The 22,917-nt window shown below is 63.4% G+C and carries 19 protein-coding genes and 2 pseudogenes; 13 read left to right on the forward strand and 8 right to left on the reverse strand.

Annotation, left to right across the window (positions count from 1 at the left end; all coding sequences use genetic code 11):
• The first annotated feature begins 1 nt into the window (after position 1).
• The 8 genes from lptG to AU465_RS37535 all read left to right on the forward strand — a co-directional run bounded on the left by lptG (position 2) and on the right by AU465_RS37535 (position 8,906).
• Positions 2 to 1,084, forward strand: a complete 1,083-nt coding sequence (lptG, locus tag AU465_RS30920) for an LPS export ABC transporter permease LptG (protein ID WP_192256462.1) — start codon at positions 2 to 4, stop codon at positions 1,082 to 1,084.
• Positions 1,084 to 3,498 carry an LPS-assembly protein LptD gene (locus AU465_RS30925; RefSeq protein ID WP_192256464.1) on the forward strand — a complete coding sequence of 805 codons (2,415 nt, stop codon included), beginning with the start codon at positions 1,084 to 1,086 and terminating at the stop codon, positions 3,496 to 3,498. Before lptG ends, AU465_RS30925 begins: the two co-directional genes overlap by 1 nt.
• 204 nt (positions 3,499 to 3,702) lie before the next feature.
• A complete protein-coding gene (locus tag AU465_RS30930; protein WP_192256466.1) occupies positions 3,703 to 4,629 on the forward strand; it encodes a peptidylprolyl isomerase in 927 nt (308 codons plus the stop codon).
• A 185-nt stretch (positions 4,630 to 4,814) separates the two neighbouring features.
• Positions 4,815 to 5,849 (forward strand): 4-hydroxythreonine-4-phosphate dehydrogenase PdxA, encoded by a 1,035-nt coding sequence (pdxA, locus tag AU465_RS30935; protein WP_192256468.1) that lies wholly within the window; start codon positions 4,815 to 4,817, stop codon positions 5,847 to 5,849.
• A gap of 22 nt (positions 5,850 to 5,871) precedes the next feature.
• Positions 5,872 to 6,705: a 16S rRNA (adenine(1518)-N(6)/adenine(1519)-N(6))-dimethyltransferase RsmA gene (rsmA, locus tag AU465_RS30940; protein ID WP_192256540.1), complete on the forward strand. Its 834-nt coding sequence runs from the start codon at positions 5,872 to 5,874 to the stop codon at positions 6,703 to 6,705.
• Between the two features lie 340 nt (positions 6,706 to 7,045).
• Positions 7,046 to 7,942 carry a class I SAM-dependent methyltransferase gene (locus AU465_RS30945; protein ID WP_192256470.1) on the forward strand — a complete coding sequence of 299 codons (897 nt, stop codon included), beginning with the start codon at positions 7,046 to 7,048 and terminating at the stop codon, positions 7,940 to 7,942.
• Positions 7,943 to 8,325: 383 nt separating this feature from the next.
• Complete coding sequence (locus AU465_RS30950) at positions 8,326 to 8,763, forward strand: Fic/DOC family protein (protein WP_312891337.1); 438 nt, start codon at positions 8,326 to 8,328, stop codon at positions 8,761 to 8,763.
• Positions 8,688 to 8,906 carry a Fic family protein gene (locus tag AU465_RS37535; RefSeq protein WP_343221584.1) on the forward strand — a complete coding sequence of 73 codons (219 nt, stop codon included), beginning with the start codon at positions 8,688 to 8,690 and terminating at the stop codon, positions 8,904 to 8,906. Before AU465_RS30950 ends, AU465_RS37535 begins: the two co-directional genes overlap by 76 nt.
• 10 nt (positions 8,907 to 8,916) lie before the next feature.
• On the opposite strand, the gene gmk is transcribed toward AU465_RS37535, so the two are convergent.
• The 6 genes and pseudogenes from gmk to AU465_RS30980 form a co-directional block, all read right to left on the reverse strand.
• A complete protein-coding gene (gene gmk, locus AU465_RS30955) occupies positions 8,917 to 9,591 on the reverse strand; it encodes a guanylate kinase (protein WP_192256472.1) in 675 nt (224 codons plus the stop codon).
• Between the two features lie 5 nt (positions 9,592 to 9,596).
• Complete coding sequence (locus AU465_RS30960; protein WP_192256474.1) at positions 9,597 to 10,487, reverse strand: YicC/YloC family endoribonuclease; 891 nt, start codon at positions 10,485 to 10,487, stop codon at positions 9,597 to 9,599.
• A gap of 155 nt (positions 10,488 to 10,642) precedes the next feature.
• The gene (gene mltG / locus AU465_RS30965; RefSeq protein WP_192256476.1) at positions 10,643 to 11,899 is read right to left on the reverse strand and encodes an endolytic transglycosylase MltG; all 1,257 of its coding nucleotides are present in this window, start codon (positions 11,897 to 11,899) and stop codon (positions 10,643 to 10,645) included.
• 103 nt (positions 11,900 to 12,002) lie between these two features.
• Positions 12,003 to 13,265: a beta-ketoacyl-ACP synthase II gene (fabF, locus tag AU465_RS30970; RefSeq protein ID WP_192256478.1), complete on the reverse strand. Its 1,263-nt coding sequence runs from the start codon at positions 13,263 to 13,265 to the stop codon at positions 12,003 to 12,005.
• Positions 13,266 to 13,299: 34 nt separating this feature from the next.
• Entirely contained in the window at positions 13,300 to 13,536 is a 237-nt protein-coding gene (locus AU465_RS30975; protein WP_006203723.1) for an acyl carrier protein, read from the reverse strand.
• Positions 13,537 to 13,735: 199 nt separating this feature from the next.
• Positions 13,736 to 13,930, reverse strand: a pseudogene (locus AU465_RS30980) (SDR family oxidoreductase); the annotation flags it as partial.
• A 210-nt stretch (positions 13,931 to 14,140) separates the two neighbouring features.
• Between AU465_RS30980 and AU465_RS30985 the strand changes: the two are divergent.
• From AU465_RS30985 to AU465_RS31000, 4 genes and pseudogenes are all read left to right on the forward strand, one after another.
• Positions 14,141 to 14,638 carry a Csu type fimbrial protein gene (locus AU465_RS30985; protein WP_192256480.1) on the forward strand — a complete coding sequence of 166 codons (498 nt, stop codon included), beginning with the start codon at positions 14,141 to 14,143 and terminating at the stop codon, positions 14,636 to 14,638.
• Positions 14,639 to 14,660: 22 nt separating this feature from the next.
• Positions 14,661 to 15,380: a fimbrial biogenesis chaperone gene (locus tag AU465_RS30990; RefSeq protein WP_192256482.1), complete on the forward strand. Its 720-nt coding sequence runs from the start codon at positions 14,661 to 14,663 to the stop codon at positions 15,378 to 15,380.
• Positions 15,352 to 17,764 (forward strand): annotated as a pseudogene (locus AU465_RS30995) (fimbria/pilus outer membrane usher protein). The gene AU465_RS30990 and the pseudogene AU465_RS30995 overlap by 29 nt, the downstream one beginning before the upstream one ends.
• Before the next feature lie 14 nt (positions 17,765 to 17,778).
• The gene (locus AU465_RS31000) at positions 17,779 to 18,735 is read left to right on the forward strand and encodes a Csu type fimbrial protein (protein WP_192256484.1); all 957 of its coding nucleotides are present in this window, start codon (positions 17,779 to 17,781) and stop codon (positions 18,733 to 18,735) included.
• A gap of 62 nt (positions 18,736 to 18,797) precedes the next feature.
• On the opposite strand, the gene fabG is transcribed toward AU465_RS31000, so the two are convergent.
• Positions 18,798 to 19,535: a 3-oxoacyl-[acyl-carrier-protein] reductase gene (gene fabG, locus AU465_RS31005; RefSeq protein ID WP_192256486.1), complete on the reverse strand. Its 738-nt coding sequence runs from the start codon at positions 19,533 to 19,535 to the stop codon at positions 18,798 to 18,800.
• Between the two features lie 59 nt (positions 19,536 to 19,594).
• On the reverse strand, positions 19,595 to 20,548 hold the full coding sequence (gene fabD, locus AU465_RS31010) for an ACP S-malonyltransferase (RefSeq protein ID WP_192256488.1): 954 nt from the start codon (positions 20,546 to 20,548) through the stop codon (positions 19,595 to 19,597).
• A gap of 257 nt (positions 20,549 to 20,805) precedes the next feature.
• Here fabD and AU465_RS31015 point away from each other — a divergent pair, with 257 nt between their 5' ends.
• A complete protein-coding gene (locus AU465_RS31015; protein WP_192256490.1) occupies positions 20,806 to 22,752 on the forward strand; it encodes an LTA synthase family protein in 1,947 nt (648 codons plus the stop codon).
• The last annotated feature ends 165 nt before the right edge of the window (positions 22,753 to 22,917 follow it).

A 22,917-nucleotide genomic window follows, 5' to 3' on the forward strand; every position in this document is an offset into this window, starting at 1 on the left:
GATGGGCTGGACGCTGGGCCGCTATTTCTTCTTTCGCTATGTGACGATCACCGTCTGGTTCTTTCTCGGCCTGCTGGCGCTGGTCTTCCTGATCGATTTCACCGAGCTTTCGGGCCGCACGACCGGACTGCCGGGCTTCACCTACAGTACCGCCTTCGCCATATCGGCGCTGAGGATGCCGATGATCATGTTGCAGACGGTGCCGTTCGTCGGGCTGTTCTCGGCGATGGCGACGCTGGTGTCGCTCAACCGCCGCTACGAGCTGGTCATCGCGCGCTCGGCCGGCGTTTCGGCCTGGCAGTTTCTCTTCCCGTGCTGCGTCGGCGCGCTGATGTTCGGCCTGCTTTCTGTCGGCGTGCTCAACCCGATCGCCGCGCATGGCTTTTCCTGGTCCGAGCAGATGGAAAACCAGCTGCGGGCCGGCAAGTCGAACGCCGTCCCGGAGGACACGACGCCGTGGCTGAGGCAAAAGACCAGCTCCGGCGACACCATAATCGGCGCCCGCGCCATCCTCAACCAGGGCCTGGAGATGGCGGACGCGGTGTTCTTCGTCCTCGATCAGGAGGGCAACATCGTCGAGCGCAAAGACGCCGCGCACGCCTTCCTGCGCGACGGCTACTGGGAATTGCAGGACGTCAAAGTGTTCAAGGACGGCAACATCCGCCCCGAGCCTTCCGACCGCGTGCCCACCAACCTCAAGCCGGAATTCGTGCAGGAACGCCTGGCGCGCCCGGAAACCATCCCGTTCTACGAGCTGCCGGCCAAGATCGAGGTTGCCCGCTCCTTCGGCCTCAAGGCAAATGCCTTCGCCATGCAGTTTGATTCGCTGGTGGCGCTGCCGTTCCTCCTCATCGCCATGACGCTGATTGCGGCAACAGTTTCAATGCGATTTGCGCGGATGGGGCAGTCGGCGACGATGATTCTGGGTGGCGTCCTGGCCGGCTTTCTGCTTTATGTCGTTTCGGTACTGGTCAAGGCATTCGGGGTCGCCGGATTCGTGCCTACAATGGTGGCTGCATGGGTTCCGGTTGTCGTGGCTATGTTCTTCGGGGTGACTTTTCTGCTATACAAGGAAGACGGCTAGTGAGGGAGGCTGGTTTGCGCAGCCATAGGCAGGCCGGTTTGGCACGCCTTTATGGGGCGACCGCTTTGGCATGTCTGTTCGCCTGCGTGGTACCGGCGGTACCGGCGCTGGCGCAGACTATCACCGCGAAGCCTGTTCCCTCCGGCACGCAGATGCTGCTGGCCGCCGATACGCTTATCTATGACAACGACAAGCACACGGTGACCGCCGTCGGCGGCGTGCAGATCGACTACGGCGGCAACAAGCTCGTCGCCCAGCGCGTGGTGTACAATCGCGACACCAAGCGCCTCGTCGCCAGCGGCGCGGTCGAGCTCATCAACAGCGACGGCACCAAGATCAACTCCGACCATATCGACATCACCGACGACTTCGCCGACGGCTTCGTCAACGCGCTGCGCGTCGAGACGGTCGAGAAGGCCTATTTCGCCGCCGAAAGCGCCGAGCGCATGGGCGGCGTGCTGACGACGTTCCACAACGGCATCTACACCGCTTGCGAGCCCTGCGAGGACAAACCCGACTCGGCGCCTACATGGCGCGTCAAGGCGAGAAAGATCATCTGGAACGGCGAGAAGAAGACGGTTCGCTTCGAGAACGCGAATTTCGAGTTTTTCGGCTTCCCGCTCGCCTATCTGCCGGCCTTCGAGATCGCCGACCCGACGGTCAAGCGCAAGAGCGGCTTCCTGATCCCGGGCATCGTCTACAACAACCACCTCGGCGTCGGCCTCAAAGTTCCCTATTATTTCGCGCTCTCGCCGACCTATGATCTGACCGTCACCGGCAGCGGCTACACCAAGCAGGGCTTCCTCGGCGAGGCCGAATGGCGCCAGCGCTTCAACAATGGCGAATACAGCCTGAAGATCGCCGGCATCAATCAGCAGGATCCCGACGCCTTCATCGGCACGGGCAATCGCTTCACCGTCGATTCGGGAGAGCAAAACGATCCGAACAAGTTCCGCGGCATGATGGGCACCAAGGGCCAGTTCGCCATTAACGAGCGCTGGAACTTCGGCTGGGATGTGCTGCTGCAGACCGACAAGAATTTCTCGCGCACCTACAACATCGACGGCTACAACGAACTCGTTCACCAATCGTCGATCTATCTGACGGGCCTGAGCGACCGCAATTATTTCGACGTCCGGGCGATGCGCTTCGAGGTGCAGGAAGACACCCTCTCCAGCGATCCGACGGCGCGCTCCGCCAAGCAGCCCTGGGTGCTGCCGTCATTCGACTACGCCTATATCCCCGACATGGCGGTGGCTGGCGGCCAGCTGTCGCTCAACGTCAATGCGCGCGTCATCAGCCGCGACCGGCTTGACGCAGTGCTGGCCGATAACGCCATCCCCACTTCCATCAACAACGTGCGCGGCCTCGAGGGCCAATCGAGCCGGTTGACGGCCGAAGCCGAATGGAAGCGCACCTTCACCACCGATGGCGGCCTGCAACTGACGCCGTTGCTCGCGCTGCGCGGTGACACCGGATACAGCTCGGAGACCGCCGGCTCACTGGCCGCGGTCAACCAAATGGCGGCGAATCTCGGCGAGGACGTCGACATGCGCTCCTCGCTCGCCCGCTACATGGCCACGCTGGGCCTGGAGGCGCGCTGGCCGCTCCTGTTCTCGATGTCGAACTCCAGCCACGTCCTGGAGCCGACGGCACAGATCTTCGTGCGCCCGAACGAACAATATGTCGGGGGGCTGGCCATTCCGAACGAGGACGCGCAGAGTTTCGTCTTCGACGCCACCACGCTGTTCGAGCGCGACAAGTTCTCCGGCTACGATCGCATCGAAGGCGGCACGCGCGCCAATGTCGGGTTCCGCTATTCGGGCGCCTATGAAAACGGCTGGGGCACCAACGCCATCTTCGGCCAATCCTATCAGTTGGGCGGCGAGAACTCGTTCGACGCTCCGGACCTCGTCAATGTCGGTGCCTATTCGGGCCTGCAGACCGCGAAATCCGACTATGTCGGCCTCATCGGCTTCAACAGCCCGAGCGGCTTCTCCGGCTCGCTCAGCGGCCGTTTCGACGAGCAGAGCTTCGAGGTCAGGCGCGCGGAGATCAAGGCCGCCTATTCCGGCCTGCCCGTTTCGCTCAGCGCCAAATATGCCTTCATCCAGGCGCAGCCGCTCTACGGCTTCACCACGGACCGCCACGAGGTCACGCTCGGCGCCTCGACGCATCTGGCCGAGAACTGGCGGGTCTTCGGCACCGGCACCTACGATCTAGAGACAAGCGTCCTGGTCAAAGACGGCGTCGGCTTCGCCTACAACGATTCCTGCTTCACCTATGTGATGACGTTCTCGCAGACGCGCGATACGGTCACCAAGCAGGTGTCGCAGAATATCGGTTTCAACCTGTCGTTCCGCACGCTCGGCGATTTCGGCTCGTCGACCGCCGCCGTCGACACGATCCAGTAAGCGGCGGCAGGCGCGTCGATTTGGCGTGCCGGAAAGCCGCAGGCTTGATTTGACGAGCGAACCTTCGAAAATGGGGCCGATTCTCGGGGTCATGCGCCGGCGACATTGTTTCGCCGCATAGGGCGGGCAAGGGGTCGACCGCATAGCGCAAGCGTTCGGAGGACGTGCGGCGCCGTCTTGGCGGATAGGAATTGGGAAGGTGAGATGAGGAAATACCTGTTTTCGGCAGGATTCGCGCTGCTGGTGGCGGCGACCTCGGTTTCGATCGCGGCGATGACGCCGCCGGCGTTCGCCAGCCAGATCAAATATGTCGTCAACAACATACCGATCACCACCGGCGACATTGCGCACCGTGCCGCATTTTTCAAACTGCAGCGCAAGAAGGGCGATGCGGCGCAGGAAATGATCAACCAGACCCTGCGCCTGGCCGAGGCCAGGCGGCTCGGCATCCGCATCACCGACCAGCAGGTCGATGCCGCCTATCAGCGTTTTGCCTCCAACAACAAGATGCCGCTGGCGAAGCTCGACGCCATCATGGCGCAGTCGGGCGTCACCAAGGAGCATTTCAAGGAGTTCATCCGCGCGCAGATGGCCTGGAACCAGGCGCTTAGCGCGCGTTACCGCTCCGGTGAGGGCGGCTCGGTGACCGAGCAGGACGCGGTCCGCCGCATGCTCGACAAGGGCGGTTCCAAGCCGACCGCCATGGAATATATGCTGCAGCAGGTGATCTTCGTGGTGCCCGCTTCCGAGCGCGCCGCGACGCTTGCCAAGCGCAAGCGCGAGGCCGACGCCATGCGTGCCCGCTTCAACGGCTGCAACACCACGCGCGAATTCGCCAAGGGGCTGATCGACGTCACGGTGCGGGATCTCGGCCGCGTACTGGCGCCGCAATTGCCGTCGGACTGGGCAGAGCAGATCAAGGCGACCAAGGTCGGCGGCGCGACGCCGACGCGCGAGACCGAACGCGGCGTCGAGTTCATCGGCATCTGTTCCTCGCGCGAGGTTTCCGACGACAAGGCCGCTCAGATGGTGTTCCAGGCCGAAGGCGGCAGCAACGACAAGGACGCTGACGAGCTCAGCAAGAAATATGTCGACGAACTGCGCAAAAAGGCCACCATCGTCGAACGCTAGAGCGTCTCAGCTTTTCACCGAGACGCTGACCCGCTCTAAGTGTTTGTTTTCACGCAATTCCGGACGGAAGACCGTTGCACACTTTCCTGGAATTGCTTTAGGGCGACGGAGTTTCGGCGCGTGACAGAACAAGGCTCGATCCTGGCGTCCTGCCCCGGAGCAAATCAGACATCGCGCGGGACGCCATGAGCGCGCGCAGGAACGATGTGCCGCTGGCGCTCAGCGTCGGCGATCCATCCGGCATCGGGCCCGAGATCGCCATCGCCGCCTGGCAGGCGGGCGACAGCGCCGGCGTTCCGCCTTTCTACCTGCTCGCCGACCCGGCCCTGATTGCGGCGCGTGCGCGCGAAATCGGCGCAACGATAGCAATCATGGAGACCTTGCCGGAGCAAGCGGCGCATCACTTTTCCCGCGCGCTGCCCGTAGTTCCGCTCTACGCCCGCCATCTGGACAGTCCCGGAAAGCCGAATCCGGCCAATGCAGCGGGCACCATCGAGGCGATCGACCGCGCCGTCGCCGACTGCCTCGCCGGCCAGGCCGCCGCGGTGGTCACCTGTCCCATCGCCAAGAAACCGCTCTACGACGCCGGCTTCCGCTTTCCCGGCCACACCGAATACCTGGCGCATCTGGCCTCGCGCCACACCGGCGCAGAGGTGACGCCGGTGATGCTGCTTGCCGGACCCGAACTGCGCACCGTTCCGGTCACCATCCACATCGCGCTTGCCGAGGTGCCGAGGGTCCTGACGAGCGAGCTGATCGTCGCTACGGCCCGCATCACCGCCGCCGACCTCCAGAGCCGCTTCGGCATTGCGCGGCCCAGGCTCGCCATTGCCGGTCTCAACCCGCATGCCGGCGAAGGCGGCACAATGGGCTCGGAAGATCTTTCCATCGTGCTGCCGGCCGTCGAGGCGCTCAAGGCCGAGGGCATCGACGCTGTCGGGCCGCTGCCGGCCGACACCATGTTCCATCCGCAGGCGCGCGCCGGTTATGACGCAGCACTTTGCATGTATCACGACCAGGCGCTGATCCCGGCCAAGACACTGGCCTTCGACGAGGCCGTCAATGTGACGCTCGGCCTACCCTTCATCCGCACCTCGCCGGACCACGGCACGGCCTTCGACATCGCCGGCAAGGCCATTGCGCGCGCCGACAGCCTGATCGCGGCGCTGAGGCTCGCGCGCCGGTTGGCCGACAGCGGCCGCCAGGCCGCAGCCGCATGAGGCTCGATTGAGCGGGGGGCGCGTGAACATCGACGGATTGCCGCCGCTGCGCGAGGTGATCGAGCGCCACGGCCTGCAGGCGAAGAAGGCGCTGGGCCAGAACTTCCTGCTCGACCTCAACCTGACGAGCAAGATCGCACGCACGGCCGGCGAACTTGGTGAGGCAACGGTGATCGAGGTCGGCCCCGGCCCCGGCGGGCTGACCCGAGCGCTGCTCTTCAACGGCGCCAAGCGCGTTATCGCCATCGAGCGTGACGAGCGCTGCCTGGAAGCGCTGGCGGAGGTGTCCAGCCATTATCCCGGCCGGCTCGAGGTCATTCCCGGCGACGCGCTGAAGACGGATTTCGCCGCGCTTGCCCGCACGGCGGATGGCGGCCCCGTGAAGATCGCCGCCAACCTGCCCTACAACATCGGCACGGAGCTTCTGATCCGCTGGCTGACGATGGCCGAATGGCCGCCCTTCTATCAATCGATGACGCTGATGTTCCAACGCGAGGTGGCCGAGCGCATTACCGCCGGCCCAGGCAGCGATGCCTATGGCCGGCTCGGCGTGCTGGCCGGCTGGCGCACCGAGGCAAAGATCGCCTTCGACGTGCCGCCGCAGGCTTTTACGCCGCCGCCCAAGGTCACGTCCTCGGTGGTGCATCTGGTGCCGCGCGCTTCCCCCCTGCCCACCGACGGCAAGCGGCTGGGCCGCGTCACCGAAGCCGCCTTCGGCCAGCGCCGCAAGATGCTGCGGCAAAGCGTGAAAAGCCTCGGCGGCGAAGCCCTGCTCAGCCGCGCCGGCATCGACCCAACGCGCCGCGCCGAGACGCTCAGCGTGGAGGAGTTCGTAAGGTTGACGAACGCGGTGTGAAGCGCGCCCTGCCCTGAGACATCGCGCTTCTGTCTTCGAGTGGCATCCCGACCCCTCTCGCAAAAGCGCAAAACTGTTTGCGATGTCCTCGCACACCGTTCGCGATGTCTCCGGTCCTCTGTGGAGAAGAAGGGCTGGGCGGTTGCGCGTCACCAAACTGCTTCATATTTGCAACCGCTTTGATCTTGCAATCACTTATGCTAGGATCGATGTCGGCAGTTCGCTGCGGATCGATTTTCATGCGGTATGAAGCCGACTGAATTGCCGCCGTACAGCGGTGACCGGACTCCGCCGAGAGAACCACGCCGCGCATAGCGTTTCTGCCTAGAGAGGCTCTCGGATGAGGCTCGACCAAATGGCTTTTGTTGGCGGACAGGTCGGCGTCAGCGCCAAATGTCAAACGGCGGAAAACGACGTGAATGCCGATGAGATCAGATATTGGACGGAGATATGCGGACCCGAGTGGGTCCGGCTCCAATCGGCTCTGGAACGCGAGTTGGGGCCTCTCGGAGACCGGGCTATCGACGCATTGGACCCGCGTGACGGTGAAAGGCTGGTCGATGTTGGTTGCGGATGCGGGCACACGAGCTGCGCCTTGGCGCAAGCGGTCGGCCCGTCGGGAGCGGTGCTCGGCGTCGACGTGTCCGGTCCCATGCTCGCGGTGGCACGTCGTCATGCCAGGGAAATGAAGCTGAGCAATGTCCGCTTCATTGAAGCCGATGCTCAGTCCTTAGACTTTGGCCCGGAAGGATACGACGGCGTTTTTTCCCGCTTCGGCACCATGTTCTTCGATAACGCTGTCGCGGCATTTTCCAACCTCTGCCGCGCCCTCAAGCCTGGAGGGCGTCTGTCGTTCGTCTGCTGGCGGCCACGAGAAGAGATTGAGTGGGTGACTGTGCCGCTAAAAGCTGCTCTTCGCAGCCTCGGCTTGCCGCCGCCAAATCCATCCACTGCATTCTCGTTTGCCGATCCGGACTATACACATTCGGTCCTGGCTTCCGCCGGGTTCACGAACATCCTCATCACGCCCCTGGACTTGAAGACCGGCGGCAGCTTGGATGAAGTCATGGAGATCATCAAAATCGGCGGTGTCGGCACGATGATCCGAGAGTACCGGGACAGGGCGGATGCCGCGTTTGCCGATGTAAGGTCGGAACTGAGGAAGCACGAGACGCCATGCGGCGTATTCCTCAATGCGGCTACCTGGATTGTCACAGCGCGACGTTCAGTGGTGTAAGCGCCGAAGGCGCGGTCGTCGTTGACGATGATGACGTCGTATTCCTTCCATGCTCGATCTCGACACGGGGGCATTCTTGAGCCTGGTCTCTATGACAGATTCCTCACCGGAATTGGCTCGTGAAAGGCAAGCAATTGCCCGGAAATCGCAGGGGCATGATAGTGTGATCCCATGAAAAAAGCCCAGCCGCCGTCCCTGCGAGCAAAAGTGGTCAGTTCGTTTTGACCAGTGACAAGGGCGAAAAGATCAGTGCCGTCGAAGGCCTCAAATTGTCACGACGCATGAGGGCCATACTAAGGGATAGCCGGGCGCGCGGCCTGAGTGGTGATGAGCGCAGGGCGCTGATCAAGGAACAGGCACGCCGCTCGAAATAGGATTGTGGAGTGGTCTACGCCGCTGAACGAGATCCGCTTTGCTATCCGGGCACGACTGTTCTTCGAAACAAGCTAAATATCGAGAACCAGGCCGAACTCGACGAATTCGAGTTGGCGCTCTTCCTGACCAGAACCGACGAAGAGATGCCGGCCGGCAACCTGGACTACCAGCATTACAAGGCCATTCATCACCACCTGTTCCAAGACGTATATGAATGGGCTGGCGAGGTTCGCATCGGCAAAGGCGGCAATTGGTTCTGCTATCCCGAATATATCGAGCAGGAGATGCGCAGGATCTTCGACGGGCTGATCAAGGACCAGTATCTTCGCGGGCTTAGCATCGAAAACTTCGCGGTTCGCGCGGCCCATGTTTGGCCGAAATTAACGCCGCGCATCCATTCCGAGAAGGCAATGGCCGTACTCAGCTTACCTTCCTGGCGATGCTGATGGAGAACGCAGGATTCTCGTTCAATGCCGATGTCCTTGAGCGCGAGCGTGTCCTGGACGCGATGATCGAGAGCTTTGCGGGCGACGAGGCGCCCCTGGTGCAACTCATCATGTCATCATGGAGATCGGCGGACCTTAGATGAGCAACTGGGGCTAAGCCGTCTTCTCGTCCAGCAATCCCGAGATGAAGTCGAACAGGCCGGGCCGCCTGTCGCGCCGAAGCCGCTCCGCCGTCACTATGGCGCGGACCTCGGCGAAGGCGCGGTCGAGATCGTCGTTGACGATGACGAAGTCGTATTCCTTCCAGTGCTCGATCTCGACGCGGGCGTTCTTCAGCCTGGTCTCGATGACCTGCTCCTGGTCCTCGGCGCGGCGCTTCAGGCGCGCCTTCAATTCCTTCATCGAGGGCGGCAGGATGAAGATCGAGACGATGTCGGCGCGCATCTTCTCCTTGAGCTGCTGGGCGCCCTGCCAATCGATGTCGAACAGCATGTCGCGGCCTTCGGCCAGCGCCGCCTCGGCGGGCTCGCGCGGCGTCGCATAGAAATTGCCGTGCACCTCGGCCCATTCGAGCAGCGCATCGGAATCGCGCAGCCGCTCGAACTCGCGCATGGTGCGGAAATGGTAGTGGACGCCCTCGATCTCCGAGCCTCTGCGCGGCCTGGTGGTGACGGAGACCGACAGCTCCAGACTCGAATCGCTTTCCAGAAGATTGCGCGCGATCGTCGACTTGCCCGCACCCGACGGCGACGACAGCACCAGCATCAGCCCGCGGCGGCGGATGCGGGCCCCCGCATCCCTGGCAGCCGTCGGTTCCTTGGCAACCATCCCCGTCACTCCAGATTCTGAACCTGTTCGCGAAACTGATCGACCACCGCCTTGAGCTCCAGCCCGATCGCGGTGACCGCGGCAGCGTTCGACTTGGAGCACAAGGTATTCGATTCGCGATTGAATTCCTGCGCCAGAAAATCGAGCTTGCGGCCGATGGCGCCGCCACCTTGAAGCAGCGTACGGCCGGATGCGACATGCGTCTTCAGCCGGTCGATCTCCTCGCGGATGTCGGCCTTGGTGGCGAGGAAGGCCGCTTCCTGATGCAGCCGGACCGCGTCGAGATTGGCCGACGCGTCCATCAGCAGACTGACCTGTTCGGCGATGCGCTCGCGGATCGCCGCCGGCTCGCGCGACGGGTCGGCCTCGGCCTTCAGCGTCAGCGCCTCGATGGTGGCAATATGGCCGGACAACAGCATGCGCAGCGCGATCCCCTCGCTCTGCCTTGCCTGCTCCAGCCCGGCAAGCGCCGTGTCCAGCGCCGACAGGATCGCGGCATCGAGGACGGCTCGTTCTTCTTCGGTCTCGACTGTCTCCGGAATGTCGAGCACGCCGCGCAACGCAAGCAGGCCGTCGGCGGTGGCGGGCGCGACACCGAATTGCTCCTGGAGGCGCTTCGCCAATCCCGCCAGGTCCTTCAGGAAAGCCTCGTTGACCACCGGCTGCGCCTGGAGGGCGGCGGCACGGACGACGGTCAGCGTCGCCTGGAAATTGCCGCGCGCGAAGCGCTTCTGCACGGTCTGCCGTACAGCGGGTTCCAGCCGGTCGAAGCCTTGCGGCAGCCTCAGCCTGACCTCGACGCTCTTGCCGTTGACCGATTTCACTTCCCAGGCGATCGACGTGCCGTCGCGTTCAGCAACGGTTCGCGCGAAACCGGTCATGCTCTGCACGTTCATGATGCGTGTCACCCCCTGTCGCAGCCCGGGCGCGACTGCCCGAACATGCGCCCCTTGCAAAACGCCGGACCTCTGGCCAGCGTCGGATGCCCCCTCAAAACATGAATACGGCCCGGCGTCAAAGGAGGCGGGCCAGAACCGGCAATGGCCGCGGCCTACTGGGCGGCGTCGCCATTCTCGCCGCTGTCGCCGGCATCACCGGGATCGGTTCCGGCATTGCCGCCGGTATTGTCATCGGGAGCGGCCGGCGCCGTCGTCTGGCCGGAGGCCTTGGCCGCATCGTCGGCCTGCTTCTTCTGCAGCGCGCGGTAGCGGGCGACGTTCTGGTTGTGCTCTTCCAGCGTCGCGGCAAAGACATGGCCGCCATTGCCGTCGGCGACGAAATAGAGATCGCCGGTCTTCGACGGATTGGCCACCGCCTCCAGCGCCGCGCGGCCCGGATTGGCGATCGGCGTCGGCGGCAGGCCCTTGATCAGATAGGTGTTATAGGGCGTCTGCTTCTCGATATCGGACTGGTAGATCGGCCTGTCGGCCGGTTTGCCCTTGCCGCCGAACAGGCCGTAGATGATGGTCGGGTCCGACTGCAACCGCATACCCTTGGCCAGCCGGTTGAGGAAGACGGCGGCCACGCGCGAGCGCTCGTCGCCCCGGCCTGTCTCCTTCTCAACGATCGAGGCCAGGATGACGAAGTCCTCCATGCTGGCGAGCGGCAGATCGGGCGCGCGATGCGCCCAGACGTCGTCGACCAGCTTCTTCTGATCGGCGACCAGCTTGTCGACCATCTGCTGCCGGGTGGCGCCACGGGTGAAGCGCAGCGTGTCGGTCGCGATGCTGCCCTCGGGCGGCATGGTCGCCGGCATGTCGCCGGTCAGCGCCTCCTGCTCGGCCACGCGCTGCAGCGCCTGCTCGACCGTCAGCCCCTCGGGGATGGTCAGCGAATACATCACCGACTTGCCGCTCTTGAACAGTTCCATGATGTCGCGCATCGAGGCGCGCGGCTTGATGGCGTATTCGCCGGCCTTCAGCGCGGAATCATTGCCGGTGGCGCGCACGCCCAGCCTGAAGATGCGGGCATCGCTGACCAGGCCGCGACGCTCCAGCTGGTCGGCGATCTCCTGCACGCCGGTACTCGGCTTGACCATGAAGGTGTCGCCATTGGCGGACGGACCCGGCTCAACGAAGGCCTGCATGCCGAAATACAGCGCAGCACCCGAGGCGAGCACGAGCAGGATGGCCAATGAAAGGAAGAAATTCAGGAACACGACGACCTGGCTGCGCGACGCGCGCGAGCGTTTCGACGGCGGCGGCGTGCCGGCCTCGGGGCGCAACGCTTCGGCGGCTGTCTTGGGCACGATCGGTCCTTGCGTCTGACGCTGTCCGAATTCCCCACCGCCGCCCGGATTTGTATTCATGGCGCCCTACCGTCTGATCTTGCAACGAATCCCCTAGCCGAAGCGTAGGGACAAATTTGGCAAAAATGACGGCAGGCGGCGGACCTGCCGGTGGGCTGAATGCTCAGCCATTGTAGCGTTGGAAGACGAGCGAGGCGTTGGTGCCGCCGAAGCCGAAGGAGTTCGACAACGCCACATCGATCTGGCGCTGGCGCGGCTTGTTCGGCACGAGATCGATCGCCGTCTCGCGTTCCGGATTGTCGAGGTTGATGGTGGCGGGGGCAATGTTGTCGCGGATGGCGAGGATGGAGAAGATCGCTTCCGCGGCGCCCGCGGCGCCCAGCAGATGGCCGATCGACGACTTGGTCGACGACATCGAGATCTTCGAGGCAGCATTGCCGACCAGCCGCTCGACAGCGCCGAGCTCGATCGTGTCGGCCATGGTCGAGGTGCCGTGCGCATTGATGTAGTCGATATCGGCCGGCGAGAGCTTCGCCCGGTTCAGCGCCGCCGTCATGCAGCGGAAGGCGCCGTCGCCGTCCTCGGCCGGAGCGGTGATATGATAGGCGTCGCCGGTCAGGCCGTAGCCGGTGACCTCGGCATAGATCTTGGCGCCGCGCGCCTTGGCGTGTTCCAGCTCTTCAAGGACGACGACGCCGGCACCCTCGCCCATGACGAAGCCGTCGCGGTCGCGGTCATAGGGGCGCGAAGCGGTCTCGGGCGTATCGTTGCGCTCGGTGGAGAGCGCGCGGCACGCCGCGAACCCTGCCATGGAAAGCCGCGTGATCGGCGCCTCGGCGCCGCCGGCCACCATGATGTCGGCATCGCCCCAGATGATCAGCCGCGCGGCATCGCCGATGGCGTGCGCGCCTGTCGAGCAGGCAGTGACGACCGCATGGTTCGGGCCTTTCAGCCCGTGCCGGATGGAAACCTGGCCGGAAACCAGATTGATGATCTGTCCAGGGATGAAGAACGGGCTGATGCGGCGCGGGCCGCGCTCCTTCAGGATCATCGCGTTCTCGGCGATGCCGTCGATGCCGCCGATGCCGGAACCGATCAGCACGCCGGTGGCGCACTGGTCCTCATGCGTCTCGGGCTTCCAGCCGGAATCGGCCAGCGCCTCGTCGGCGGCCGCGATGCCGTACAGGATGAAGTCGCCGATCTTGCGCAGCTCCTTCGGCTCGAGCACGGCCTCGGGATTGAAGGTGCCGTTGGAGCCGTCGCCGCGCGGAACGACGTGGGCGATCTTGCAGGCAAGGTCGTCCACCTCGAATTCGGTGATGCGGCGGGCGGCGCTGCGGCCGGAAAGCAGTTCCTTCCAGCTGTGCTCGACGCCCGTGCCGAACGGAGAAAGCAGGCCAAGGCCCGTGACGACGACTCGCCTCATCGCAGGTCCTCCCCGGTGATGCCCGCGGAAAGCCTCAGGCCGAGGCCTTGTCGATGTACTTTACGGCATCGCCGACGGTCAGGATGGTCTCGGCGGCGTCGTCCGGAATCTCGACGCCAAACTCTTCTTCGAACGCCATGACGAGTTCGACCGTGTCGAGGCTGTCCGCGCCCAGATCGTCGATGAAGCTCGCCTGCTCCGTCACTTTGTCGGCATCGACGCCGAGATGCTCGATGACGATCTTCTTGACGCGCTCTGCGGTGTCACTCATTTGGGGCCTCGTCTTACGTTGTGTTGTCTTCGTTAGCGGGCGGAATGCCGCTAATCAAGCTGAAAGATGGTCTTGTGGGAAACGCAACGCCACAGGACCGGTTCTTGCCCGAACCGCCGGGTTGCTGGCCGCATTACACGAAAAATGGCGGGCGTCCAAGCCGAAATGGCTGTTTTCACAGCCACCGGACCTTGTCCGGTCAGATCATCGCCATGCCGCCATTGACATGGATGGTCTGGCCGGTGACGTAGGCCGCTTCGTCCGAGGCGAGATAGGCAACCGCCGAAGCGACCTCGGCGCCCGTCCCCATGCGCTTGGTGGGAATCGCCGCCATGATCACTTCCTTCTGCTTGTCGTTGAGCTTGTCGGTCATGGCCGATTCGATGAAGCCTGGAGGCTTTCCGGCATTGAATTCATAGCTTCTAATACACTTATATTCATAGCGAACAAATACCGAACAACCGACGAATCAATTCCAGAAGCAAAAATCGTCACACGTCTTAATTGAACCACAGGGTCTATTGTGGCATAGGAGGTATGTAGGGTGGGTACTTGGCTGTCGGGCTTTCTCATTGAGAGGAATCCCCAAGGACGGGAGTACTGAATGCGCATCCTACCCTTGGCTACTTCGGCCATTATCCTATGCCAATCATTCCTCCCAGGCCCCGCCGTTGCGGCGGTCGCGACAGGCAACATGACGGTTCGCATCACTATCGCCGCCGAATGCAAGGTCCAGACCGCCAGCGATCTGGATTTCGGCTCGAAAGGCGTCATCGATACCAACGTCGACCAAACCAGCACCATCGGCGTGCAATGCACCTCTGGCCAGACCTACAATGTTGGTCTGAGCGCCGGCGCTGGCGCCGGCGCGACGGTTGCTATCCGCAAAATGACCGGGCCAGCGGCTGCGACGGTCAACTACACCCTCTATCGGGATACTGCGCGCACCCTGCTTTGGGGGGAGACGATTGGCACCGACACGGTTGCTGGAACCGGTAACGGTAATGTCCAGAACCTGACCGTCTATGGACGGGTGCCGCCGCAGGCAACGCCAGCCGCAGGCGTTTACACGGACACGGTTGCGATCACCGTAACCTACTGACCATTCCGACGGAGGGGACGACATGCGACCCATGCTGTCACGCATTGGTGCCGCGGCACTCTTCTTGCTGTGGGCGAGCGTTTCACAGGCTGCCTCTCTCAGAGTAGCCCCGACCAGTCTGGAGCCGATCGCCCCCGACAGTGCCGCCGTGCTCAATCTGCATAATGATGCCAGGAAGCCGATCAACGTGCAGCTTCGCGTTTTCAAATGGAGCCAGGTGGACGGCGTAGAGCGGCTGGAGCCAACTTCGGATGTGGTCGCCAGCCCGCCATCGACGCAACTCGGGCCGAACGCCGACTATGTCGTTCGCGTCGTTCGCCTGAGTAAAGCTCCAGTACGCTCCGAGGAGAGCTACCGGGTGCTGGTGGACGAATTGCCCGATCCATCGCGCAGAAAGGCCGGCACAGTCACACTGGTGCTTCGCTATTCCGTGCCTGTCTTCTTTCGCAATCCGGATGCGGCTGCGCCCAACGTTTCGTTCAGCCTGTCGCGAGCGCGTGGCGGCCTCGTTCTGACGGCGCGCAACAATGGTGAGAGCCGTCTCAGACTGTCCAACCTCAATCTCACGCAAGGCGGCAGGAAGCTCGGCAGCCGTAGCGGTCTGGTCGGCTACGTTTTGGGCGGCGCCACCATGCAATGGCCGATCGGCAACAGCAGATCGCTGTCCGGAAGCTCTGTCACGCTGAAGGCACAGAGCGACTTTGGACCATTCAATGCCCCAGTTTCGACCAAAGGGCAGTAGGATCGCGGTCGTCGTTGCAGGTACTTTTTTTCCTCTCCTGCCGGCGAACGCGCAGGATTCGCGGCCGCAAATTGCCGATCCCGCCCCCGCCCAAACGGAACGCCGCGATCTTTATCTCGAGGTGTTCATCAACGATGCCTCGACAAATCTGATCGGTACCTTCACGCAGTTTCCGGACGGGGGCCTGGCAGCGACCCCGGACGAGCTGGCACAGGTCGGCCTGAAACCGGTGGAGAGCGCCAAAGGCAGCGATGGCCTGATCAGGGTCGATCGGCTCCCCGGCGCGACCTTTCGGATCGATGAGGCAACCCAGCGCCTCTATGTCACGACCACGAACGAGGGGCGCGCCGCTCGCATCGTCGACCTTGGCAGGGGTGAGAAGGAAGACCGGATTCAACCACAGTCCGGCTATGGCGCGGTGCTCAATTATTCGCTCTTCGCGAGCTCCAACCAATTGTTCGAGAAGGACGTCGATCTGTTCCAGGGCATCTCCGGCGGCTTCGACGCGCGACTGTTCAGCCCTTTCGGCACGCTCAGCCAAAACTTCATCGCCGGTTATTCGGATGGCGAATTCGGCGGCTTCACCCGGCTCAACACGACATGGAGCTACTCCGACCCGGAACGGCTGATGACCTATCGGGCGGGGGATTTCATCTCCGGCGGGCTTTCCTGGACGCGGCCCGTCTACCTGGGCGGCATCCAGGCCGAGCGCAACTTCGCGCTACGATCCGATCTGGTCACGCTGCCGCTGCCGTCCTTCGGCGGAAGCGCGGCCGTCCCCTCGACGCTCGAGGTCTACACCCAGAACGTCCGCACCTACACCGGCAACATCCCAGCCGGCCCTTACCAGATCACCAACCTGCCGGTGTTTGCCGGTGCCGGCGAAGCGCAGGTCGTGTTGAGGGACAGTCTCGGTCGCGAGACGACAACCAGGCTCGCCTTCTATACGTCCAGCGACATGCTGGGTAAGGACCTGCTCGATTTCTCGGCGGAAATTGGATTTCCACGGCGCAATTTCGGCATCGAATCCGACGACTATGACAGCCGAGTGTTTGGTGTTGCTACCGCACGCTACGGCCTCACCAACTGGCTGACACTTGAAGCCCATGCCGAGGGCGGCGAGGATCTGATCAATGGCGGAGTGGGCGCCGCCTTTCCCCTCGGCCCTTTGGGCGCGGCTTCGATTGCAGTTGCCGGCAGCCATCATGACGGGCGCACCGGCTCGCTTGTGAACGCGTCGCTGGAGATGAGCTACGAAGGCTGGTCGATCTACGGCCGAATCCAGCGCGCCTTCGGCGACTACGAGGACATCGCCTCGGTGACGGCCGAACCCTCGTTTTCGGACCCCGGCGATTTTCCGATTTTCAGCGCGGGCGTTCCTCGATCGATCGACCAGGTTACTCTGAGCGTTCCAGCGCCGCTCGATTTTTCGAGCCTCAACCTCTCCTACACGCATCTCGAAAGTGCCGACGGCCAGAAGAGCCAGATTGTCGGCCTCTCCTACAGCCAGCAGATATTCAAACGAAGCAGCCTCTATGCGACGGCCTTTACCGACCTTGAGGACAGCGGAAGCTTCGGAGTCTTCGCCGGGATCTCAGTCCCATTCGGTGACGATATCACGGCGTCCACGGGGGTCGAGCAAGGACCTGACGGCCTGAATGTCGTGGCCGACATCGCCAAGTCGGAGCGGCTGGAAGACGGCAGCATTGGCTGGTGGGCACGAACCTCTGAAGGCGACACGCCCAATCGTTCGGCCGCTGCGAGCTACCGCTCGCCCTTCGCCCGCTTCGAAGCCGGCGTCCAACAACGGCAAGGATGTCAGGGCGACCGCGCAAATGGACGGTGCGATCGCGGTGGCAGGCGGCGGGGTCTTTGCAACCAATCGTATCGACGATGCTTTCGCCGTCGTCGAGGTCGGTGCCCCGGATGTCGATGTCCAATTCCAGAACCGGCCGGTTGGAAAGACCAACCGGCAAGGGCGTATTCTGGTCCCTGGCCTCAACTCCTATGAGCCGAACACGGTTTCGATCGATCCCAAAAACCTACCTGTCGATGCGGATGTTCCGGCCACCAAGGAAGTCGTGATGCCGGCCGATCGCAGTGGCGTGGTCGTAAAGTTCGGGGTCTCGGAGGCGCCAGAAGCGGCGCTGGTCACCCTGGTCGACAGCAGCGGCGCTCCGCTGGAGGCCGGTCTGAAAGGTCGTGTCGAAGGCGGCTCGGAAGAATTCGTCATCGGCTATGATGGTCAGGCCTACATTCGTGGCCTCAGTGCCCAGAACGCGGTCATGATCGACCGCCTGGATGGCACCTCATGCCGGGCCGACTTCCCTTATAAGCCCCAACCAGGTCAGCAAGTGACCATCAAGGACGTAGCCTGTCGCTGAAAACAGGAGAAAAAATGCTCCGCACCATTATCCTCTTGCGCATTATCATCCTCTTGGCCATCGCCCCGATTCCATCGCTCGCCTGGGCGCAAAGCTGCGCCTTTGGCGTTTCCAGCATGGACTTCGGCCCGGTCGATACGCTGTTGAGCAGCCAAACCAACTCAACCGCGACAATCAGCATGAATTGCACGGGAACCGCCGGTCAGCGCATCCTGATTTGTCCGAATCTCGGGGCTGGCACCGGAGGCGCATCTTCGGCAACAGCCCGCCAGATGTTGAGTGGCGCCAACGCCCTCAACTATCAGCTTTATTCGGATTCGGCGCGCAGCGTGGTTTGGGGCTCTTATGCCTGGGCTTATTCTTCCCGCCCGCCGCCTTTGGCGCTGACGCCGAATGCCTTGGGCACGGCAACTGGCACTGCCACTATTTACGGCAAGGTGTTTGGTAGCCAGGGAACAGCGCCACCGGGAATCTATCTGTCGACGTTTTCCGGTTCAGATGTCGAGTTCCGCTATCGTTATAATACCGCCAACAGCTGCGACACAGGTGCGGGCACCCTGGCGGCAAGTCCAACCTTCACCATAAATGCGTTGGTCGCTGCCAATTGTCTCGTGTCGACCCATGACATTGATTTCGGATCGACGGGGGCTCTCAGTGCCAATGTCGATACCACCGGCCAGGTTTCGGTCACCTGCACGCCGGCAGCGGCTTACACTGTCTCGCTGAACGGCGGCACGACCGGTTCGCCTCCAGCGGCGCGCAAGATGTCGAAGGGCGCGGAAACCGTGACTTATGGCCTCTACAAGGACGCTGATCGAACTCAGCCCTGGGGGGATGCGGCTGGCAGCACGGTCCCGGGAACCGGAAGCGGTATAGCGCAAAACTTGACCGTCTATGGCCGCGTGCCGCCACAGGCAACCCCGTCAGCCGGCGTCTATACCGATACGGTCGTCGTCACGGTCACCTACTGAGGCATCAGGGCATTGGCGGCAGCCATCGATTCTGCCGTTTGTGAAATGCCGCCGACCGTGTCTCAAATCATCGCCATGCCGCCATTCACATGAATGGTCTGGCCGGTGACGTAGGCCGCTTCGTCCGAGGCGAGATACGCGACCGCCGAAGCAACCTCGGCGCTGGTGCCCATGCGCTTGGTGGGAATCGCCGCCATGATCGCCTCCTTCTGCTTGTCGTTGAGCTTGTCGGTCATGGCCGATTCGATGAAGCCCGGGGCGACGCAGTTGACGGTGATGTTGCGGGTGGCGATCTCCTGCGCCAGCGACTTGGAAAAGCCGATCATGCCGGCCTTGGAGGCACAGTAATTGGTCTGGCCGGGATTGCCGGTGACGCCGACCACGGAGGTGATGTTGATGATGCGGCCATGGCGGCGGCGCATCATCGGATGGGTGAGCTCGCGGGTGAGCCGGAACACGGCGGTGAGGTTCACCTCGAGCACCTGATCCCAGTCGGCATCCGACATGCGCACGAACAGGCCGTCCTTGGTGATGCCGGCATTGTTGACCAGGATGTCGACGCCTTCGAGGTCGGCCTCCGCCTTCTGGCCGAGCGCCTTGACCGCATCGCGATTGGTCAGGTCCGCCGGAAAGAGTTTCACGCGCTCGCCCAGCTCGCCGGCCAGCGCTTCCAGCTTCTCCACACGGGTGCCGTGCAGGCCGACGATGGCGCCCTGGCTGTGCAGCACCCTGGCGATCGCCTCGCCGATGCCTCCCGATGCGCCGGTGACGAGCGCCTTGCGGCCGGTCAGTTCGAACATTTTCATCTCCCGATTTCAGAGAGCACCCTTCGCACGGATGCGATCAAATCGCCAGCGTGTCAGCCCAACGCGGCCAGCGCTGCCTCGACTTCCGCCGCCGTGCCGATGGCACCGGTGGCGATGTCGCGGTTGATGCGCCGCGCCAGGCCCGACAGCACCTTGCCGGCGCCCACTTCATAGAGCGTCGAGACGCCGTTGGCGCCGAACCATTCCACCGTCTCGCGCCAGCGCACGCGGGCAACCACCTGCTCGACCAGGCGGCGGGCAATCTCGTCCGGATCGCAGGTCGGGGTGACGGTGACGTTGGAGACGATGGGAACCACAGGAGCGCTCTTGGCCACCCCGGCGAGCGCCTCGCGCATGATGTCGGCGGCGGGCGTCATCAGCGCCGAATGGAAAGGTGCCGAAACCTGCAGCATCAGCGCCCGCTTGGCGCCCTTTTCGGTGCAGAGCTTCGCCGCCAGCTCGACGGCCGCCTTGGCGCCGGAAATGACGAGCTGGCCGCCGCCATTGTCGTTGGCGACCTGGCAGACCGCTCCTTTGGCCGAGCCTTGTGCCGCTTCCGCGCAGGCGGCTTCGACATCGGCCTGCTCCAGCCCGATGATTGCCGCCATGGCACCCTCGCCCGCCGGTACCGCAGCCTGCATGGCGTTGCCGCGGGTGCGCAGCAGCCGCGCTGCATCGGCGACCGACACGAAGCCGGAGGCGGCAAGCGCTGAATATTCGCCGAGCGAATGGCCGGCGACGTAACCCACCTTGTCCTTCAGCGAAAAGCCTCCCGCTTCCATCGCCCTTAGCGCCGCAAGCGACACCGCCATCAGCGCCGGCTGCGCGTTGGCCGTCAGCGTCAGGGTTTCTTCCGGTCCTTCCCAAATCAGCTTCGACAGCTTTTCGCCAAGTGCAGCGTCAACTTCCTCGAAGACGCGGCGCGCCTCGGGAAAGGCATTGGCGAGATCCTTGCCCATGCCGACGGCCTGGCTGCCCTGTCCCGGAAAGGTGAATGCGACGGCCATTTTAGCGTCTCCAACGGCTTGTTTTTCCCTGCCTCTGGCGCAAGGCGGACGGCCAAGTCAAGCCCGCAGGCACCAGTTCAGCACCTATTTCGGCTGGGAAATCGGCCGAGTTCCCTGTTCCGAAAGGCTTTTTGGCGATCACACCTGATGAAAACCGCTCACGAATCGTTTGCTGGCTCTTCTTATTTCCGCCACAGGCGCTAGCTTTGCGTGACATTTCGATGACAGTGGCGTGACGCGTGTGGAAGACGCGTGACATGGGCCGGGGAAGCAAAGTGGCTAGGATCAGGAAAGGCGCGGCCAAACCCGCGCCGCAATTTTTGGAAGACGATCCGTCCACCGGCTATCTGCCGGGGCGGAGATGGCCGATTGTCCGCTACGGACTCGCGACGCTGCTTGCCTCCGCCCTTCTGGTGTTCGCCATCGAATGGATCGTGCGCGGCGACTTCTTCGGCACGGTCGACTTCTTCCTGCAGCCCTTCAAGCCCGGCTGGACCACTATCATCGTCTTTTCGCTGGTGCTGATCGGGCTCGACGCCATACTTGGCCGCAGCCACCAGAGCCTGATGATCGTCGCGCCGCTGACGCTGGCATTGGCCTTTGTCGGTCACCAGAAATCGCACTATCTCGGCGATCCGCTCTATCCGACGGACTTCCTTTACGCGCGCCAGATCATGGCGCTGATGCCGCTTCTGGTGCGCGAGCGCCCCTGGACGGCCGTACTGCTTGCGGCGGCGATCGTCGCCAGCCTCGCGCTGCTCGTCTACGGCTGGCGGCTCTGGCGCCGGCGCGTGCCGATCCTCAGCCGCAAGGGACGGCTGGCGCGGCTGACGCTGACCGTGCCGCTGCTCGCCTTCTTCGTCTCGATCATGGACTACGCCACCTTCTCGTGGACGCGCGACAGGCTGCAGATCATCCCGATTATGTGGGACCAGAAGGAGAACTACGCCTCCAACGGCTTCGCGCTCGCCTTCGCGATGAACGTGCCGATGGCGCATGTCTCGGCGCCGCCCGGCTATTCCGACAAGACGATGGACGCGATCGCGCGTCCCGAGGTCGCCGCCTCGATGCCGGACCAGAAGCCCGACATCATCGTGGTGATGAGCGAATCCTTCTGGGATCCGACGGAGCTTCCCGGCGTCAGCATCAAGCCAGATCCGATCCCGACGGTGCGCGCGCTGCGCTCGGGCTCGATGTTCTCGCCGGAATTCGGCGGCATGACCGCCAATATCGAGTTCGAGGCGCTGACCGGCTTCTCCAACGCCTTCCTGCCGGCCGGCAGCATTCCCTACCAGCAATATGTGCGCACGCCGACGCCGTCGCTGGCGACCTTCCTGAAGAGCGAAGGTTATAGGGCGCGCGCCATCCACCCGGGCACCAACTGGTTCTGGAACCGAGGCGCCGTCTACGCCGATTTCGGCTTCAACGACTTCCGTTCGGAAGAGACACTGCCGCCGATGGAGAAGCGCGGGCCGCTCGCTTCCGACGCGGCGATGACCGACGAGATCATGCGCGAGGCCGATGCCAGCGAGGACCCGGTGTTCCTGTTCGCTGTCAGCCTGCAGAACCACGGGCCTTACGAGCCCTACCGCTACTACAATCCCACCCATGCGATCGACGCGCCGATCAGCACCTGGGCGCGGGAATCTCTGCTCTCCTACGCCGAAGGCTCGGCCGATGCCGATCGCGGCCTGCAGCGCCTGATCGAGTGGGCAAAGAAGCGCGAGCGGCCGACCATCGTCGCCTTCTTCGGTGATCATCTGCCGCCGCTCGGCCCCGTCTATGTCGAGACCGGCTTCCTCAAGGACAATGTCGCGCCGCGCAAGGAGCCGACGCCGGAAGCGGCGCTCGAGCATCACGACACGCCGCTGATCATCTGGTCGAACCGCTCCGGCCCGGTGGAGAACCTGGGCTCGGTAAGCCCGGCCTTCCTGCCTTACCATATCCTCACCACGGCCGGGATTTCCCACCCCTATTACACCGGCTTCCTCGGCGCGCTGCGGGAGCGCTACCGGGTGGTCGACCGCAACCTTTTGCTGTCGCCCTCCGGCGAGGCGACGCCCGATTGGGCGAGGCAGAAGAAGATCGATCCGGCAATCAACGATTTCCGGCTGATCCAGTACGACATGATGTTCGGCAAGCGCCGCGTCGCGCCCGACCTCTTCCCCGAAACGGTCGCCCCGCTCGTCGCCCACACCAGCTGAGCCGGCCACCAATCCACGAGCGCCGGAGACTTTCGGCCCTGCGGCATCGTGGGATCGCCGACCCTGTCTCCCGCGCTTGCCTTCCTGGCAAATTGCTGTATAGACGCCGGCAATCTGCCGGTCCTTGCTGGGGGCTGAACGGAGGGCCGTGGCTTTAGAAGGCCA

Source organism: Mesorhizobium silamurunense (assembly GCF_014843905.1).
Taxonomy (GTDB): Bacteria; Pseudomonadota; Alphaproteobacteria; order Rhizobiales; family Rhizobiaceae; genus Mesorhizobium; species Mesorhizobium silamurunense.

What these genes read in the sequence shown, in the direction of transcription:
- fabD (WP_192256488.1), bottom strand. Translation starts at nt 20,548, where the DNA reads ATGGCCGTCGCATTCACCTTTCCGGGACAGGGCAGCCAGGCCGTCGGC.
- pdxA (WP_192256468.1), top strand. Translation starts at nt 4,815, where the DNA reads ATGAGCGCGCGCAGGAACGATGTGCCGCTGGCGCTCAGCGTCGGCGAT.
- fabF (WP_192256478.1), bottom strand. Translation starts at nt 13,265, where the DNA reads ATGAGGCGAGTCGTCGTCACGGGCCTTGGCCTGCTTTCTCCGTTCGGC.
- mltG (WP_192256476.1), bottom strand. Translation starts at nt 11,899, where the DNA reads ATGAATACAAATCCGGGCGGCGGTGGGGAATTCGGACAGCGTCAGACG.
- lptG (WP_192256462.1), top strand. Translation starts at nt 2, where the DNA reads ATGGGCTGGACGCTGGGCCGCTATTTCTTCTTTCGCTATGTGACGATC.
- AU465_RS30975 (WP_006203723.1), bottom strand. Translation starts at nt 13,536, where the DNA reads ATGAGTGACACCGCAGAGCGCGTCAAGAAGATCGTCATCGAGCATCTC.
- AU465_RS30990 (WP_192256482.1), top strand. Translation starts at nt 14,661, where the DNA reads ATGCGACCCATGCTGTCACGCATTGGTGCCGCGGCACTCTTCTTGCTG.
- AU465_RS30985 (WP_192256480.1), top strand. Translation starts at nt 14,141, where the DNA reads ATGCGCATCCTACCCTTGGCTACTTCGGCCATTATCCTATGCCAATCA.
- AU465_RS31015 (WP_192256490.1), top strand. Translation starts at nt 20,806, where the DNA reads ATGGGCCGGGGAAGCAAAGTGGCTAGGATCAGGAAAGGCGCGGCCAAA.
- AU465_RS30930 (WP_192256466.1), top strand. Translation starts at nt 3,703, where the DNA reads ATGAGGAAATACCTGTTTTCGGCAGGATTCGCGCTGCTGGTGGCGGCG.
- AU465_RS30960 (WP_192256474.1), bottom strand. Translation starts at nt 10,487, where the DNA reads ATGAACGTGCAGAGCATGACCGGTTTCGCGCGAACCGTTGCTGAACGC.
- AU465_RS30945 (WP_192256470.1), top strand. Translation starts at nt 7,046, where the DNA reads ATGAGGCTCGACCAAATGGCTTTTGTTGGCGGACAGGTCGGCGTCAGC.
- AU465_RS31000 (WP_192256484.1), top strand. Translation starts at nt 17,779, where the DNA reads ATGCTCCGCACCATTATCCTCTTGCGCATTATCATCCTCTTGGCCATC.
- fabG (WP_192256486.1), bottom strand. Translation starts at nt 19,535, where the DNA reads ATGTTCGAACTGACCGGCCGCAAGGCGCTCGTCACCGGCGCATCGGGA.
- gmk (WP_192256472.1), bottom strand. Translation starts at nt 9,591, where the DNA reads ATGGTTGCCAAGGAACCGACGGCTGCCAGGGATGCGGGGGCCCGCATC.